The sequence below is a fragment of the Enterococcus canintestini genome, assembly GCF_001885735.1.
Taxonomy (GTDB): domain Bacteria; phylum Bacillota; class Bacilli; order Lactobacillales; family Enterococcaceae; genus Enterococcus_C; species Enterococcus_C canintestini.
The window spans coordinates 159,870-177,448 of the sequence record NZ_JXKG01000001.1 but is presented as its reverse complement, the minus strand read 5'-3'; the positions used below and the strand labels follow the sequence as shown (position 1 = coordinate 177,448).

Genomic DNA, 17,579 nt, shown 5'->3' with positions numbered 1-17,579 from the left:
TTGCCCAATAAAAAAAGCCAGACAGCATCACTGTCTGGCTAAGACTCTTATTAGTTTGTTTCGATTAATCCATATTTACCATCTTTACGGCGGTAAACGATGCTTGTGCCGTTTGTTTCAGCATCTTCGAAAATAAAGAAGTTATGTCCTAACATATTCATTTGTAAAACAGCTTCTTCACTATCCATTGGTTTTAAGGATAAGCGTTTTGTCCGAACGATATCTAATGCTGCTTCTGTTTCGTCGTCGCCGGCTTCATTGTTAAACAAAACAGCCGCTTCTGCTGTCGGTACTGCTGTTTCGCGTGATTTACGATTAATTTTTGTCTTGAATTTGCGAATTTGACGTTCCAATTTATCAACGACCAAATCAATACTTGCATATAAATCTGGTGAAGTTTCTTCTGCGCGCAATACCAAATATGGTAGTGGGATAGTCACTTCTACTTTCGCTGTTTTTTCAGTATAGACTTTTAAATTCACATGAGCCGTTGCATCAGGTGCGTCAGTAAAGTAACGCTCTAATTTTCCGACTTTTTTTTCTACATAATCGCGAATAGCTTCGGTAACTTCAATATTTTCTCCGCGTACATTGTATCTAAACATAACAATTGCCCCTTTCGTCTACCACTAAAGAAGGTAAAAGGACCACTCTTTTGCCTTCTTCTTACTATTATTATATCGAACTCTAACCTTTTTGCAAAGTTAAACGCTAACAAATTCATGAATTTCTCAAATCCTAAAAAACTTATATTTTAATGGTTTAACGGGCTAATGTAAAAGTTACAACCTCTTTTACACCCAATTGAGATAAGAGTTCTACACCGTGATAAATCGTCCGCCCAGTCGTATAAACATCATCGACTAAAACGATTTTTTTGCCGCTAACAGATTGATTTAATGCTATCTGATAAGGTTGTTGTAACGTCAAACGTTCTTGGCGCGTTTTAAGGGCTTGGGGAGTATCGTGGTGCTGACGCATTAGTAAATTTTCATACGAAATATTGGCTGCTTTTAAAAATGCTTCTACCTGATTAAAACCACGTTCTTTTTGACGTGCTTTTGATAGCGGTAAGGGGACAATTGTAAAGCTACGATATTTTTTCAATTTTTCTTTAATTGGTTGGGCAAACGTCCAAGCTAAATTGTAGTCTCCGCCAAATTTATAACGATACAACCAGTCTTGAAAAGCAGCATTATAATGATAAAGCGCCTGGTGTTGCAAAGTAAATTGGGGATAAATTTTGCGCCAACGTTGGCAGTCAAAGCAAAGACTGGCACAATTCGGGCGCATACAGCCCGGACAAGCTTTTTTTATTTCAATTTTTTGAAAAGCAGACTGACAGGTTTGACATATTTCCCACGTTGGAATTAACCAAGGAAAGATAATCTCTTGGATTAAAAGATTTCGTAAAATTTTTTGTCCGCAATTGCTACACTTCATTAAGCAACCCTGCCTTTTGAGCTTTTTGATTTAACTCTTTAATTTCTTTAATCGCTCCTTTTAGTGCAGGTGTCATTTGACTAAAACAAAAAATAACCTCGCTATGAGAAAATTCCCCCTTACGATCCGCACGACCTGCGATTTGTAACAATGTCGCTTTGGTAAAAATTTGATGATCTGCCTCAAAAACCAAAACTGAAACATTAGAAAAGGTCACGCCTCTTTCTAAGATAGTCGAGCAACAAAAAATTTGAAATGCATTTTGTCGCATATCGGAAATTTTTTCTTGGCGCTTAGGATCTGCTGCATGAACACTGCCGACAGCATCTTTTCCTACTTCCTTTTTTAAAAATTCTTCCATCGCTTTTAACTGGCTAATACTGGCACAAAATAAAAGTATATGATTGTGCAATAATAAATATTTAATCCATTGCAAAAAAACACGTTTATTTCTAAATGTCAGTGGTAAGGATTGCTTTTTTATTCGCACCAGCTTTGGCACAGGTAGCTTACGGCGATGATACCGCGCTGGTAAGCAAAATAGGCCCGCTTGTTGTTGTGCTTTTTTGATTTCAAGTTCACTAGGTGTTGCACTCAAAAAGACTGTTGCCCCTGATTCATGTAAAGCATTTGAAACTGCAAAATGCAATTTTTTATCATGGGCATAAGGAAACGCATCAATTTCATCGACAACAATCAGATGAAAAGCAGCTTTAAAATACAGTAATTGATGTGTCGTACAAACTAAAAGTGGCGTTGGCTCATAAGGTTTTGCTCCATAATAACGTAACCCTACAGATAGCTTAGGGAAAACTTGTTGCAGACGTGGCTGAATTTCACAGCATACATCTACGCGCGGACTGCAAAACGCAACAGTTAACCCCTCAGTTAAACAATAACAAAGTAAAGAAAACAACATTTCTGTCTTCCCTGCCCCTGTCACCGCGTAAACTAGGCTATTTTTTTGCTTTATAAAATTTTGCACCAAGCCTTGACTAATTTTTTCTTGGGCTGGTGTTAGCTTTCCTTTAAAACAAAAAGTTACGGCTTTTTTCACAGGTTTCTTAATTGGTTTTGTTACTAAATAATGAGAAGAAGTAATCCTACCAAGTAAAAGGCATTCCCGACAATAATACCTTCCATCGGGCAAACAATTTTCGTGGGCCAAAAAGGTAGTATTACAGCGCTGGCAACGATAGTTTTTTCCATCTTTTATGAGACCTTTTTGCACTATTAGATCAGATTCCTTTTCAAATTCAGTTACTTGGCGTACGTATTGATAGCCTGGATAAAATTTCATATAAATCACCTCAAAAAACTATACGCAAAAAAATAAAAGTATAATTTAATGAGCAAATTTTTACTGATTGTTTAACATCATAAGCGAAAAAAAGACCCCTTAAATTAGTTTTTTAAGCTAACTTAAGAGGGCCACTTTCATTTTTACAAATAAAAAGAAACTTATTTATTTTCAATCAATGTCATTGCTTGTTTTAAAACATTTTCACCATTCATCATGCCATAATCTGCCATATTAATAACTTCTAACGGAATATTCTTTGGTGCCAAGCGCTTTTCAAAATCAGCTTTCATAAAGCGAACTTGGGGGCCAAGTAACAAAACATCAACGGGTTTACTTTCTAAAGAATTATCCGCATCTGACGCAGAAACTGCAAACACATCTGCTTCAACGCCTTGTGCTTCTGCAGCTTTTTGCATTTTTGTCACTAATAAACTGGTACTCATCCCCGCTGAGCAAACCAACATAATTGTTTTTTTAGCCATTTTCATTTCCTCCTGAAACCATGATTTTAAGATTTTTGCTTATATTAATTATAAGATAACAAAATGTTTTGTCAACGCTTACTAATTATCGCTTTTAAGTAGCCATTTGGCTTTTACTAACTTATTAAAGACAACATATTCTTTGTCTAAATTAACATAAACAACTTCATATCCAGCATTTAACCATGCGTATGCACCTTTTTCCGGATGATGATAATCATTGGCCCACCATTCTTTAGTTTTACGGGCACTTTTAGGCAGTCCTGTAGCTGGAAATAGTAGTTCATCAAACTGCGTAAAAGTTAATGTCACTTGTGATCCACCGTTTGTTTTTAAATAATGCGTAATAACATCATATTTTCGTGCCATGAAAATCACCTCTTCTAATTATCCCTTAAATCAGGTAAAAAGTGCAACCATTAGCTATTTGCAACTTTTTCTCATTTTTTCTATACTAAAAAGAAAAGAAAGACCAAGGAGTTTATTCATGATTGATCACTATCTTACCTTACAACAAGATGGAAAAGCAGAAATTGAAATAAAAAAATCGCGGTTTATCTGTACCTTAAAACGCGTAGAAACAGAAAACCAAGCTAGAGAATTTATCCAAAGTGTCAAAAAAGAACATCATAAAGCCACACATAATTGCAGCGCCTTTGTTATTGGGGAAAAAAGTGAAATTAAGCGCAGTAGTGATGATGGCGAACCCAGTGGCACTGCCGGTATTCCTATGCTAGAAGTGCTAGTAAAAAAAGAGTTGATTAATGTTGCCGCAGTTGTCACCCGTTATTTTGGTGGTATCAAATTGGGGTCTGGTGGTTTAATTCGTGCCTATTCTCATGCCGTTTCACACGCAATTTCTGAAATTGGAATCGTCGAAGGAAAACTTCAACAAGAAGTTTTCTTAACCATTGCCTATCCATTATTTGATAAATTACAAAATTATTTAGCAAATAATCAAATTGCGATTTTAGACACCCATTTTACAGAAGCTGTGTTGATTACATGTATGATTGATGAATCCCAAGTAGAGACTTTTCAACAAAATATTACCGAGTTACTAAATGGTCAAGTCGCCTTTTCGCTAGGAGCTAAAAAATATCATGAGATTTTAGTTTCACAATAAAACAAACCTTAGTTTATGTCTAAAAGCTCGCTATTAATAGCTTTACTTTTAGTAGCATAAACTAAGGTTTTTATTTTTCTAAATAAAATTCAAAGCGATTGCCGACATATTGCGTCCGCACATATTCAAAAGGTGCCCCATCTTCTAAATAAGAGATTTGACGCATTCGTAAGATAGCATCCCCACGTTTAATTTTCAAAAATTCTGCAATTTGCTCGGATGCTAACATTGCCGAAATAGTTTGATTGGCCCCTCCAATTTTTAAGCCGCCTTTTTCTTCCAACGTTTTATAAAAAGACGTAGTAATTTCTGCTTTACTGTAATCTTTAATTAAGTGTTCTGGAATACTCGCAACTTCAAAACAAATGGGCACATCATCAGCATAGCGAATACGCTCCATGCGCAAAATTCCTTCTTCTGGTGCTAATTTTAATTTTTCCATTTCAGAAGAGCTTGGTGCTGTCATAAAATAAGAGACCACTTTACTAGAAGGCTCTCTTCCTTGTGACAACATAATTTCTGTAAAGCTGGTGGTACCTGTCATTTTTTCTTGCACTTTTTGACGCGCTACATAAGTTCCAGAGCCAATTTTTCTTTCTAAAATTCCCTCATCGGCTAAAGTCTGAATCGCCTGTCTTAGCGTCATTCGACTCACATTAAATTGCGTTGCCAATTCTCTTTCAGAAGGCAAACGATCCCCGATCTTCCAGCCACCTTTTTCAATTTTGGCTTTAATTTGATCGTGAATCTGAATATAAATTGGTAAACTATCAGACATTAATAATTTCTCCTTCAATTAAGCTCACATTTAAAATAATTTTCTCATCTAAATCGTATCATCATTATAACTGGTATATACCTAATTAGCAAATTTTCTCTTTCCAATTTGATTAACAGCAGATAAAAGAAGCCTTGAAATAAACTCTTCTCAAGGCTTCTTTCCGATTGTTGTCTTTTATGTCAAAATTTTGGTACAGATAGTTATCAGTTAGACAGACATTTTTTCTTCTGTTAACATTTTATTAGCAGTTGCCATCATTAAACGAATGCGATTTAATTGATTGACTAAAGAGACGCCTGGATCATAGTCAATAGCGGCAATATTGGCTTTTGGATATTGATGACGTAATTCTTTAATTACTCCTTTACCAACCACATGATTTGGCAGACAGCCAAAAGGTTGCATACACACAATATTATTAACACCAGATTTCAGTAGTTCAATCATTTCACCTGTTAAAAACCAACCTTCGCCAGTATGATTTCCAATTGATAAAATTTTACTAGCATCCTCTGCTAAATCATAAATGGATTGAATGCCATCAAAACGTTTTGATGCCCGTAAAGCCTTATCCATTGGTCGTTCCACCATCTCAATTAAGCGAATCCCAAACTCTGCTAAAACTTTACCTTTTTTAGCCATTCCTAAGTTTTCATATTTCCAAATTTGGTTGTAAAGCGAATAGTTCATAAAGCCGATAATATCTGGTACTACCGCTTCAGCCCCTTCTTCTTCTAACAAGCGCACAATATCATTATTAGCGGTAGGAGAATATTTCACTAAGATTTCTCCCACTACCCCAACTTTTGGTTTCACGGCATCTGATAAAGGAACCGAATCAAAATCGGCAATAATTTTTTTCATGTTCCGATTAAATTGTGTTAAAGAACCATTCTGCACATTTTTCTTAACCTTTTGTAACCAGTCCGCGTGCATTTGGTCAATTTGTCCTTTTTCAAGTTCATAAGGGCGGGTGCGATAGACAACGCGTTCAAATAAATCACCATATAAAAAGGCCACCACAACTCGTTTTAACATTGGTAAAGTAAACTTGAAGCCAGGATTTGACTCAACCCCTTTATTCCCCATTGAAACAGAAACTACTGGGACTTGGGGGAAGCCTGCGTCATTTAATGCTTTGCGCAACAATGGAATATAGTTTGTCGCCCGACAACCGCCACCGGTTTGCGTCATCATGACACTCGTATTCGCTAAATCGTATTTACCACTTTCTAATGCTTCGACTAATTGTCCGATTGAAATAATCGCAGGATAACAAGCATCATTATTCACATACTTCAATCCAACATTGACCGCATCTTTATCTTCTGCTGGTAAACAAACCACATTATAACCAGAAGCTTTTAAAGCTTCATCGACTAAACCATCTTGATGAATTGGACTTAACATTGGTAATAATAAAGTATGTTTTTTACGCATATCTTTAGTAAAGACAATTTTTTCCGGTTCGTCATAGCGTTTAGTCGGGGTAAAGTCTTGTTTATCCCGTTCTTTTACAGCAGCTTTTAGCGAGCGCAGACGAATTCGAATAGCGCCCAAATTAGACCCTTCGTCAATTTTTAAAACAGTATAAATCTTACCGTATTGATCCATAATTTCTTCGACTTGATCTGTGGTAACAGCATCTAGTCCACAACCAAATGAATTTAATTGAACTAATTCAAGATTTTTGGACTTTGCTACCACTCTTGCCGCTGCATAAAGGCGAGAATGATAAACCCACTGATTGACCACTCGTAAGTTGCCAACGTCACTTAAATGCGAAATACTATCTTCTGTTAAAACATGGAAACCTTCTTGAGTAATTACTTCACTAATTCCATGATTAATTTCAGGATCCAAATGATATGGTCGGCCGGAAATAACGATTCCCCGTTCGCCTTTAACTTGTAACATGGCTAACGTTTCCTCACCTTTAGTGCGAATCGCTTGTTTAAAGTTCTCCAACTCTTCAAAACCATGATGAACGGCAGCTGCCATTTCCTCTTGACTAATTCCCAGATCTGCAAAAGTTTTACTCATTACCGCCACAACTGCTTCTTCATTAGCTAAATTCAAGAAAGGATTACGGTAATCCACTTTCCCTTCACGAATATCATCAACGTTATTGCGAATTACATCGGGATAACTTTGGACAATCGGACAATTGAAATGATTATCTGCTTCTGGGCTTTCTTGACGTTCAAACACGACACCAGGATAAAAAATTAAAGGAACTTCTTGATCGATTAATGCTTGAATATGACCGTGGGTAATCTTAGCCGGATAACAAGCCGTATCACTTGGAATGGTTTCCATCCCTTGTTCATATAAAGCTTTATTTGAACGTGGCGACAGTTGAACTCTAAAACCTAAGTCGGTAAACACGGTATGCCAGAGCGGATAATTTTCATACATATTTAAAACCCGCGGAATACCAATTACACCTCTAATGGCATCTTTTTTACGCAATGGCCGATATTTGAAAAGCCGTTTGTATTTATAATCGATCAAATTAACCCGTCGATCTTCTTTTTTAATTTTGATTTTCGCGCCTCGTTCACACCGATTACCGGTAATAAACTGACGTCCATCTGAAAAAATCGTCACCGTCAACTGACATTTATTTTCACATAAATTGCAGTGGGTAAATTCTTTTTCTGCGGTGAAAGTCGCTAATTCTTCGGCATCTAAAATGGTACTTTCTTCGGCAATATCATAATTTTCTAAAGCGATTAAAGCGGCACCATAAGCTCCCATTAGACCAGCAATAGAAGGACGAACAACTTGACGACCTGAAATTTCTTCAAAGGCACGTAAAACTGCTTCATTATAAAATGTGCCCCCTTGGCAGACGATTTTCTCCCCTAATTCTTCTGGCCGCCGAATTTTAATAACTTTATAAATTGCATTTTTAATAACAGAATAAGAAAGTCCCGCTGAAATATCCCCTACGCTTGCGCCTTCTTTTTGTACTTGTTTTACTTTTGAATTCATAAAAACGGTACAACGCGAGCCCAAATCTACTGGTGCTTTTGACTGGGTAGCGGCTAGTGCAAAATCTTTCACATTATAATTAAGTGACTTGGCAAAAGTTTCGATAAAAGAACCACAACCAGATGAACAAGCCTCATTTAGTTGAATAGAAGATAAAACGCCATCTTTAATCGTCATGGCTTTCATATCTTGTCCACCGATATCTAAAATAAAATCTACACCTGGTTGAAAATGATTGGCAGCTTTATAGTGAGCCATTGTTTCAACTTCACCAATATCCACTTTTAACGCATTTTTAATTAACTGTTCGCCATAACCGGTTACGGCTGCTTTTCCAATAAAAACATCGGCTGGCATTTTGTGATAAAGGTCTGTTAAGACTGCCATTGTCGTTTCCAATGGTTGCCCCTCATTGTTACCATAAAACGAAAATAAAATACGGCCAACATCATCTGTTAGTACAACTTTAGTAGTGGTAGAACCCGCATCAATCCCTAAAAAAGCTGCTCCGTGATGTTCTGTAAGACTCTTCTCTTCTGCCGTTGCTTTACTGTGGCGCGCTCTAAATTCTGATAATTCCTCCTCACTATTAAATAGCGGTTGTAAGGTATCAGTTGGCTTTAATTGATCTTGTTCTCCATTTTCCAAACGATTTAACAAATCATCTAAAGTCGTCGCCGTCCCATTTTCTGCAAATAAAGCTGCTCCCATAGCCACGAATAGCTGCGGGTTTTCGGGAAATACAATATCTTCAGCCGCGATATTTAATGTTTCAATAAAGCGTTTTCTCAATTCTGACATAAAGTATAACGGGCCACCTAAAAAAGCGACTTTCCCTTTAATTTTTCGTCCAGCGGCAAGTCCTGCAATCGTTTGGTTTACTACTGCTTGAAAGATACTCGCCGCAATATCGGCTTTATCTGCACCCTCATTGATTAAAGGTTGGACATCGGTTTTGGCAAAAACCCCGCAGCGTGAAGCAATTGGGTAAATTGTTTGATAGTTTTTCGCTAATTCATTAACCCCATTGGCATCTGTTTTTAAAAGTACTGCCATTTGATCGATAAATGCTCCGGTACCACCAGCACAACTTCCGTTCATTCGCTGTTCAAGGGCGCCTTCAAAAAAGGTGATTTTAGCATCTTCTCCACCTAATTCAATGACAACATCTGTTTGAGGAATAATCGTTTCAACCGTTTTTGTACAGGCAATTACTTCTTGTACAAAGGGAATTTCTAAAACTTCGGCTAAACCCATCCCCCCAGATCCGGTAATTTGTAAAGAAACTGGTGTATCTTTAATTACTTCCTTACCTTCTGTTAAAATTTTACTTGTTGCTTTTTTCACATCTGAAAAGTGACGTTCATATTTTGCGAAAATGGTTTCATTATTTTCGTTTAAAATGACTAATTTGACTGTCGTTGAACCTACGTCAATACCCGCTTTTAATTTCATATGTACCACCCTTTTTTTATACAACAGTTTGTTGATTAACTTACAACCCGTCTGATATAATACTTATGTCTATTTTAAATTCTTGCTCACTTTTTGACAATACACAAACAAATGTAGTTTGTGACATAAACAACAAACTTACGTTTTTTGTTGTTTATCTAGAAAGGAAATTTTGATGAAAAAAACTGACTTACGGGTTAAACGAACCAACAAAATGATTATTGACGCATTTATTCATCTAGTAGAAAAAAGCGGGTTTGAACAAGTTACAGTCCAAGATATCGCCGATGAAGCTATGATTAATCGGGCCACTTTTTATGCCCATTATAAAGACAAACAAGATCTTTACGAAACAATTTTTGATTACGCTCTAACAGCCTTTACCTCTGTTTTAAACCCTGCCGAATTAGTTAAAGGCAATCTCATTAAGGTCAAACATATTGAATTAATGATGACCAAAATCTACCGTAATATTCAAGAAAACCGCAAATTTTATCTAACCATTATGGACGGTTCTGCTAATGAAATCTTACGCAAAAAAATTGCCGATATCTTAAATGAACAATACGCCGATATTTTTAATCGTCTAAAAATTACCGAAAATGATATTGAAGTGCCTATGGATTTTATTATTGAATACATGACTTCCATATTCATCGGTACACTTCACTGGTGGCTAACCACCGATTCACAAATGACACCTGAACATCTGGCCAAATTAGTCATTAAATTAGTTGGAAATGGTCACTTAACCGTTTTAGGAATTGAGATTGAAAAATAAGTGAAACTAAGGGTTATCCTCTACTTTCGAACAATAATTTTAGTATGGTAGTCTAGTGTTTATGAAAGTCCTAGCTTTTCTTTATAAAAAAAGTAGGTTGCATCTGCAACCTACTTTTTAATGATTTTTTGCCTGCCATTTAATTGTATGTCTGGTTGGGCGTGCTTTTTTGATATCCACGCCTTTTTTGGATACATTAATAAAATAGCTTTCATTTTTCAACATATAACGAACTTTTTCAGCTGTTTCTGTCACAGTTTCAGTAATTTTATCTGTTATCTTCATTTACAAGTCCCCTTTTTATTTGACAGCATCTATCCTAGTTACAAAGGTAAAGCTAATCAGTCATTTCTTCTTAACTTCATTTTAGAGGAATGTAAATAAGAGCGCAAATGATACGGATTTTTTATTTTTTTGGCACACTTAAACAGCGCATAGCGTTTAAAACAGCAATTAAGGTAACCCCGACATCGGCAAAGACAGCCCAACCCATCGTCACTATTCCCCCTGCACCTAAAAGTAAAAAGAATATTTTTATAGCTAAAGCAAAAACAATATTTTGTTTCACAATTCGTAGTGTTTTTCTAGAAATTTCAATACCGGTAGCAATTTTAGTCGGCTTATCATCCATAATTACCGCATCGGCTGCTTCTATAGCAGCATCGCTTCCGAGTCCTCCCATGGCAATACCAATATCTGCAGTTGCTAACACAGGCGCATCATTAATTCCATCACCAACAAAGGCAACTTTTCCTCCTGTCTGACGTAATTTTTGAACATGCTCTACTTTATCAGCCGGTAATAAACGAGCAAAAACTTGGCTTAAGCCTAATTTTTCACCTACACTTGCCGCTACTTTCTCACTATCACCGGTTAGCATTACGGTCTTTTTAATGCCATTAGCTTTTAATTTTGTCACAGCGGCTTTTGCATCTGATTTAATCTGATCGTTAATAACGAGATAACCCGTTAGTTTTTCATTTACCACCACGTAGACAATTGTGCCGACTTTTGTAACAGCAGGAAAACTGATATTGTTTTCTTTTAAATATTTTTCATTCCCTACAAAAACTTTTTGCCCCTCAATAGTTCCCATGACACCAAAACCTGCAATTTCTCTAATTTCTGTTACGTCAGGTAAAACTTCACCTGCTGAGGCAGTAACAATGGAGCGGGCAATCGGGTGACTAGAATTTTGCTCTAAGGCACTTGCATAAGTTAAAATCGGGATCGATTTACAAAGCGTTACAATCTCTTCAACAGCAAATTGCCCTTTAGTTAATGTACCCGTTTTATCAAAAACAACTGTATCTACCTTTGCTAATTTTTCTAGATAATTGGAGCCTTTGATTAAAATTCCAGCACGACTAGCACCACCTATTCCACCAAAAAAACTTAGAGGAACTGAAATTACTAATGCGCATGGACAAGAGATCACTAGAAAAGTTAAAGCACGGTATAACCACTCTTTTAAATCACCACCAAAAAGAGGTGGAATAATAGCTAATAAAACCGCTAAACCGACCACAATCGGCGTGTAAACACGAGCAAATTTAGTAATAAATTTTTCTGCTGGCGCTTTTTTACTACTAGCATTTTCTACTAAATCTAAAATTTTGCTAACAGTCGATTGACCAAATGATTCGGTAACTTGAATAGTTAAAGGTGTATCTTTATTAACAGAACCACTTAACACTTTATTTCCTACTTCAACAAGTTGTGGCATAGACTCACCTGTTAGTGCTGAGGTATCAATATAACCTATGCCTTCTTTAATTGTGCCGTCTAATGGAATTTTTTCCCCAGGATTTACTTGCACAACATCTCCCACAGCCACTGCTTCTGGTTTCACGATTTTTAAGCCGTTATTGGTTACAAGTCTTGCCCTATCTGGCCGCACATCCATTAACGCTTTAATATTCTTTTTGGATTGATTGACAGCGTAGTCTTGGAAAAATTCACCAATTTGATACAACAGCATAACCAATACTGCTTCTGGTCGATCACCAATTAAAAAAGCCCCAATGGTCGCAATTGTCATCAAAAAATTCTCATCAAAAAGTTGACCGGAAAATAAATTCAATACCGCCATTTTAACGATATCATAACCAATCAATAAATAAATGGTCGCATAAAAAATTGTATTCAATGGCTCAATCGGTTTTAGTAAAATAAGTAACAGCATTATTCCTGCTGTTAATAAGATACGCCCCATCATGACTTTTGGTTTAGTGTGACCATGTTCATGTTGGTGTTCGTGCTCTGTTCCTTTTTTGACCATTGTTACATCTGGCTCAATTTTTTTGATTGCTTTCTGACTAGCTATTTCAACATTTTCTGCCTGTTGTAAATCACAAGTAATCGCTATACTTGACTGCATAAAATCAACCTGGGCTTTTTTTACTCCCTCAACTTTTGATACAGATCGTTCAATTTTTGCTGCGCAGTTAGCGCAATCCAAACCTTTTAATTGATATTTTAATTCCATTTTTCACACCTCTTTACAAAACGTTTACATGAATGACTGTTCATTTATATTATAAATGAGTGGTCATTCATACGTCAAGTAAAAAAAGAAGATTTATCTTTAAAGATAAATCTTCTATTTATTATCACGATGTTTTGATAGAACGGTTTGTCGGAATTTTCTATTTCCCAAAAATTTTAAAGCAAACATTAACGGTTGCCTATTTTCACCAACCAAACCAATTAATTCAATAAATAATTCCAATCCTACAGCCGTAAAAATAATCAGAAGCACCGTTGCCCATGTACTTGCATAATTCATCAGCAATGCAATAAAAGAAAAGACTAGTGCTAAAGCGTAAATTGTTAATACAGCACCTCGATGCGTAAATCCCAATGATAATAAGCGATGGTGTAAGTGCATTTTATCAGCCGAAGAAATTGGTTGTTTGTTAAATTTCCTTCGAATCATTGCATATACGGTATCGGTAATCGGAACGCCCAAAATGAACATTGGGGTTAAAATTGTAATAAAAGTCGCATTTTTTAAACCTTGTAAAGATAAAATAGCAATCATATAACCGAGAAATAAGGCCCCAGTATCACCCAAATAGATGGTAGCCGGATGAAAATTATACGGAAAAAAGCCAATGATAGCAGCTACCAAGCTAAAAATAATAATTGCCAGAAAAACACCGGTATGGGGTAAAAAGAAGTAACTGATTAGACCGATTGTAGTCAAACCGATAATTGAAACCCCAGATGCTAAGCCGTCTAAGCCATCAATTAGATTAACTGCGTTTGTGATTGCCAAAATCCATATTAGTGTTACCGGTAGACTTAACCAGCCTAATTCAAAGCGACCAAAAAAAGGTAAACTAAAAGTATTTATTTCAATTCCCGCAACAAAATATGCTTCTAAAGCAGCTAAAGTAATTCCTAAAGTTTTTTGGAGTGGCGTTAATTCAAAAATATCATCAACAAGTCCAGTAACAACAATAATGAGTGCCCCTAAAAGCATGGGCCAAACTTTATCTAAAGGTAATGTATCGTTAAATTCCCATAAAAGTGCAATCGAAAAAGAAATAAAAATACTAAGCCCACCAGCTGTCGGCATTGTTTTCGTATTGATTCTTCTTGCACCAGGCTTATCAACTGCTCCCATTTTAAAAGCGAGTAATTTGACTATCGGCGTTAAAATTAACGAAATTATCATGGTCAAAAAGAGCCTGATAATAAAACGAAAAGTAAAAGTCATCGTCTGTCCTGCTTTCTTTACTTGGAAGAGTCTTCTTTATCATTTCTTCCAATTTTTGCTTCAATTTTATTGCTTAGTTTTGCTAATGCTCCTTTGCGATCTTGTACTTCTTGACCTGTTACATACTCGGCAATAATCGCATTGGTAATACCACCTAAAATAATGATGGTTGCCGCCATATTTAACCACAACATTAGCACAATAAAACTCCCAATAATTTGATATCCACTAACTTTCGCGGCAAAAAACTGTGCATAAAGACCAAATACTTGTCCTAATAACATCCACCCGATAGTTGCCACCACAGCTCCTGGCCAGGTAGTCATCAGTTTTACTTTCGCGTTAGGAACTATCCAGTAAATAATCATCATAATTGCTAACAATGCGATGATAGTTAGTGGCCATTTAAAACGCTGGAAGGTTTCAATAATTTGACCAGAAAAACCAAGTATTGGCTGAAGGCCATCTAAAATCATCCGTCCAACCCCCAACACCACAGTCACACCTACCATAGCAACTAATAATAAGACAATTACAATTACCGAAACAATGCGCACTGCAATAAAATTTTTACGATCATTTACGCCATACGCACTATTCATCGCCGTTTGTAAACCATTAATACTTTTACTAGCAGACCATAACGCTGCTAAAGCTGAGATGGATAGTACCCCGCCAGATCCTTGCGTCAACAAATTTTTTATCGCAGGACCAATAAAAGTATAGACTTGATCTGGAATAATATCTTTAACGTAAGGTAAAATTGAATTGGGATCAATGTTTAAAAAAGGCAATAAATTTCCCACAGCAATTAATAAAGGAAAAAGAGAAAGCAGCAAGTAGTAAGCTACAATCACCGCGTTATTACCGATTTGCGCATCACTAAAACGATTTTTTACAATCGTAAGAAATCGCATTAATTTTTCATTATTTTTTATTTTCGCAACAAGCTTCATAGGCACTCCTTATTAAATTTCAAGTCAAGAAATGTCGTTATATTGTACGAGGTAACGTTTTTTATCTTCAACATCTTTTTATTACAAGCAAGCATAAAAAACGGAGCCATTCAGACATTAATGAAAGTAATTAACAATCACGGCAAGTTTTTTGTCAAGTTTTGTCGTGATTGTTAATTATTCTCACCTTAAGATAATCTTATCACAGTGTAGAATAAGCAAGCACCTTTTGCAGCACTTGCTTACTCTTTTTGACTAAATTAATAAGTTCCTTCTTCACCTTGAGAAGTTAAAATTTGCGGACCTTCTTTTGTGATGGCGATGGTATGTTCATACTGACAACTTAACCCTCCGTCTAAAGTATAAGCAGTCCAGCCGTTAGGATCCATTTTCATTTTCCAAGTTCCTGTGTTAACCATCGGTTCAATCGTGATTACCATACCTTCTTTTAAGCGTAATCCTTTTCCTGCTTCACCAAAATGTGGCACAGCCGGTGCTTCGTGAATTGTAGGTCCAATACCATGACCGATAAAATCGCGGACAACGCCATAACCTTCGTTTTCAACATATGTTTGAATGGCATGACCAATATCACCGATCCGATTGCCAACTTGTGCTTGTTCAATCCCTAAATATAGCGCCTTTTTAGTGACAGCCATTAATTTTTCATCTTCTGGAGTAGCTTTCCCGACTACATACGCCCAACAAGAATCTGACATAGCTCCTTTTAGATCCACACACATATCGACTTTCACTAAGTCACCTTCGTGTAATGGCTTTTTACGAGGGAAGCCATGACAAATTTCAGAATTAATACTGACACAAGTGGCATACTTATACCCTTCAAAGCCAATTTGGGCTGCGACGCCACCGTGGCTTTCGATAAAATTGCGGACAAAAACCTCAATATCCCAACTGGTGATACCTGGTTTAATAAAATCACGTAAATGTTTGTGAACATCTGCTAACAACGCACCTGATTTGCGCATTGCTTCAATTTCTCGAGCAGATTTTAATGTAATCATACTGTCGTCTCCTTTTAAATAAAGATTCCTTTTTGACACTTGATTTGTAAGAAAATTTTTTTATTCTTAAACCTTTATTATTCTACCACAGGCACTTGTTTTCGCCAAATATTCAAATAACAACCAGTAGGCAAGCTTTCACCCATTTGTTATAATCATTAGGGATTCTTTGAAATGGCAAAAAAAATAGTTTAATTTTACTTAAAGGAGTGGCAAAAATGGCCCTAGCAAAAATTGTTTATGCCAGTTTAACCGGCAATACCGAAGAAATTGCTGACGTTGTAGCAGAGGCTTTTGAAAATCTAAATATCGATGTCACGGTTGATGAGTGTACGCAAGTTGAAGCTACTGAATTTGAAGAAGCCGATATTTGCGTTGTGGCAACCTATACTTATGGCGAAGGTGAACTGCCAGAAGAAATTATTGATTTCTATGAAGAACTACAAGAGCTGGATTTAACTGGTAAGATTTATGGTGTTTGTGGTTCTGGAGATACTTTTTATGATGATTTTGCTAAATCAGTAGACGATTTTGATCAAGCTTTTAAAAAAACTGGTGCCACAAAAGGCGCTGAAGTTGTGAAAGTTGATTTAAATGTGGAAGCACAAGATATTGATAATTTAGAAGAATTTGCTAAAAAACTAGTCGCTGCCTTAAATTAACTTCATAATCAAATAAACGGACCCGCTAAAGACTGGTGATAGATGAAAAGTAAGCTTTGAAAGCATTTTGCTACTTTACATTTAACACCAAATTTTAGCGGGTCTTTTGACTATCCCTTAATAGTTAATTGCCAGTGGATCTTCACGTTTTATAATTTGACTAATTGTATCTTGCATTAGAGCAATAATTTGTTCTTCAGTCGGGTTAATAATCCCCGAAGATTTTAATGCTGCAATACCTGTTGCGACAATCCAACAACCCGTATGAAGAGATTCAATCTCACTATCTGTTAAATCTTTAAAAGCTGGATCTGATTTTACGGCATTGGAAAAATACTGGAATGAAAATTCTTGCATCTCTTTTCCCCCACCATATTCTTCTAAGTACATCGCACGATATAAACGCTTATGTTCAGTGGCAAAACCAATGTAATTGAGCGCCAAGTCGACAATCGTCTCGCCGGTGTGTTCCACTGGAAAAACTTCGGTCGCTAGATAATCATGTAGTTTTTTGATAAGTGCCATTTTAAGATCTTCCATGTTTTTAAATTCTAAATAGATGGGCTGGGTAGAGCACTTCATTTTTGCTGCAATATTTCGAGCAGTAAAGCGAGAAAAACCGTCTGTTGCTACGACATCATAAGCCGCATTCAGAATCTGATCGCGGGTGATTGTTTTCTTTCTTGCCATTATTTTTTAACTCCTTTTTTCCTTTAGTCTTTTCATTTTTTTGTTATATTAATATTGTACCATGTTTTTTTACCATTGCAAAAAAGAAAACGGTTGCTTTTTTATCTTCTGAATGATCCCAATGAAAAGATCGCTAAAAACACAAGTACCAAGC

The 17,579-nt window shown here is 36.3% G+C and carries 16 protein-coding genes; 3 read left to right on the top strand and 13 right to left on the bottom strand.

The features are described 5' to 3' along the window. Positions 1–50: 50 nt before the first annotated feature. The 5 genes from hpf to RU96_RS00820 all read right to left on the bottom strand — a co-directional run bounded on the left by hpf (position 51) and on the right by RU96_RS00820 (position 3,597). Complete coding sequence (gene hpf / locus RU96_RS00840; RefSeq protein ID WP_016172483.1) at positions 51–605, bottom strand: ribosome hibernation-promoting factor, HPF/YfiA family; 555 nt, start codon at positions 603–605, stop codon at positions 51–53. A gap of 157 nt (positions 606–762) precedes the next feature. Beyond that, a complete protein-coding gene (locus RU96_RS00835) occupies positions 763–1,443 on the bottom strand; it encodes a ComF family protein (RefSeq protein WP_071863654.1) in 681 nt (226 codons plus the stop codon). After that, complete coding sequence (locus tag RU96_RS00830; protein ID WP_071863653.1) at positions 1,433–2,743, bottom strand: DEAD/DEAH box helicase; 1,311 nt, start codon at positions 2,741–2,743, stop codon at positions 1,433–1,435. Before RU96_RS00830 ends, RU96_RS00835 begins: the two co-directional genes overlap by 11 nt. 161 nt (positions 2,744–2,904) lie before the next feature. Next, positions 2,905–3,228: a PTS sugar transporter subunit IIB gene (locus RU96_RS00825; protein WP_071863652.1), complete on the bottom strand. Its 324-nt coding sequence runs from the start codon at positions 3,226–3,228 to the stop codon at positions 2,905–2,907. An 81-nt stretch (positions 3,229–3,309) separates the two neighbouring features. After that, the gene (locus RU96_RS00820) at positions 3,310–3,597 is read right to left on the bottom strand and encodes a DUF7662 domain-containing protein (protein ID WP_071863651.1); all 288 of its coding nucleotides are present in this window, start codon (positions 3,595–3,597) and stop codon (positions 3,310–3,312) included. A 118-nt stretch (positions 3,598–3,715) separates the two neighbouring features. On the opposite strand from RU96_RS00820, the gene RU96_RS00815 reads away from it, so the two are divergent. After that, on the top strand, positions 3,716–4,354 hold the full coding sequence (locus RU96_RS00815) for a YigZ family protein (RefSeq protein ID WP_071863650.1): 639 nt from the start codon (positions 3,716–3,718) through the stop codon (positions 4,352–4,354). A 70-nt stretch (positions 4,355–4,424) separates the two neighbouring features. On the opposite strand, the gene RU96_RS00810 is transcribed toward RU96_RS00815, so the two are convergent. Both RU96_RS00810 and RU96_RS00805 read right to left on the bottom strand, forming a co-directional pair. Then, positions 4,425–5,132, bottom strand: coding sequence for a GntR family transcriptional regulator (locus tag RU96_RS00810; RefSeq protein ID WP_071863649.1), 708 nt, complete (start codon positions 5,130–5,132; stop codon positions 4,425–4,427). Between the two features lie 210 nt (positions 5,133–5,342). Next, positions 5,343–9,587: a 2-hydroxyacyl-CoA dehydratase gene (locus RU96_RS00805; RefSeq protein WP_071863648.1), complete on the bottom strand. Its 4,245-nt coding sequence runs from the start codon at positions 9,585–9,587 to the stop codon at positions 5,343–5,345. A gap of 175 nt (positions 9,588–9,762) precedes the next feature. On the opposite strand from RU96_RS00805, the gene RU96_RS00800 reads away from it, so the two are divergent. After that, entirely contained in the window at positions 9,763–10,368 is a 606-nt protein-coding gene (locus RU96_RS00800; protein WP_071863647.1) for a TetR/AcrR family transcriptional regulator, read from the top strand. 117 nt (positions 10,369–10,485) lie between these two features. Here RU96_RS00800 and RU96_RS12990 read toward each other — a convergent pair whose 3' ends face one another. The 5 genes from RU96_RS12990 to map form a co-directional block, all read right to left on the bottom strand. Further along, the gene (locus RU96_RS12990) at positions 10,486–10,653 is read right to left on the bottom strand and encodes a hypothetical protein (protein ID WP_169818336.1); all 168 of its coding nucleotides are present in this window, start codon (positions 10,651–10,653) and stop codon (positions 10,486–10,488) included. Positions 10,654–10,774: 121 nt separating this feature from the next. Then, complete coding sequence (locus tag RU96_RS00795) at positions 10,775–12,856, bottom strand: heavy metal translocating P-type ATPase (protein WP_071863646.1); 2,082 nt, start codon at positions 12,854–12,856, stop codon at positions 10,775–10,777. Between the two features lie 114 nt (positions 12,857–12,970). Next, a complete protein-coding gene (locus tag RU96_RS00790) occupies positions 12,971–14,092 on the bottom strand; it encodes a glycosyltransferase family 4 protein (RefSeq protein ID WP_071863645.1) in 1,122 nt (373 codons plus the stop codon). A 17-nt stretch (positions 14,093–14,109) separates the two neighbouring features. Beyond that, complete coding sequence (locus tag RU96_RS00785) at positions 14,110–15,048, bottom strand: YihY/virulence factor BrkB family protein (RefSeq protein WP_071863644.1); 939 nt, start codon at positions 15,046–15,048, stop codon at positions 14,110–14,112. 260 nt (positions 15,049–15,308) lie between these two features. Continuing rightward, positions 15,309–16,073, bottom strand: a complete 765-nt coding sequence (gene map / locus RU96_RS00780) for a type I methionyl aminopeptidase (RefSeq protein WP_071863643.1) — start codon at positions 16,071–16,073, stop codon at positions 15,309–15,311. A gap of 218 nt (positions 16,074–16,291) precedes the next feature. Here map and RU96_RS00775 point away from each other — a divergent pair, with 218 nt between their 5' ends. Next, positions 16,292–16,735, top strand: coding sequence for a flavodoxin (locus tag RU96_RS00775; protein ID WP_071863642.1), 444 nt, complete (start codon positions 16,292–16,294; stop codon positions 16,733–16,735). 117 nt (positions 16,736–16,852) lie between these two features. On the opposite strand, the gene RU96_RS00770 is transcribed toward RU96_RS00775, so the two are convergent. After that, entirely contained in the window at positions 16,853–17,425 is a 573-nt protein-coding gene (locus RU96_RS00770) for a TetR/AcrR family transcriptional regulator (RefSeq protein WP_071863641.1), read from the bottom strand. Positions 17,426–17,579: the final 154 nt, after the last annotated feature.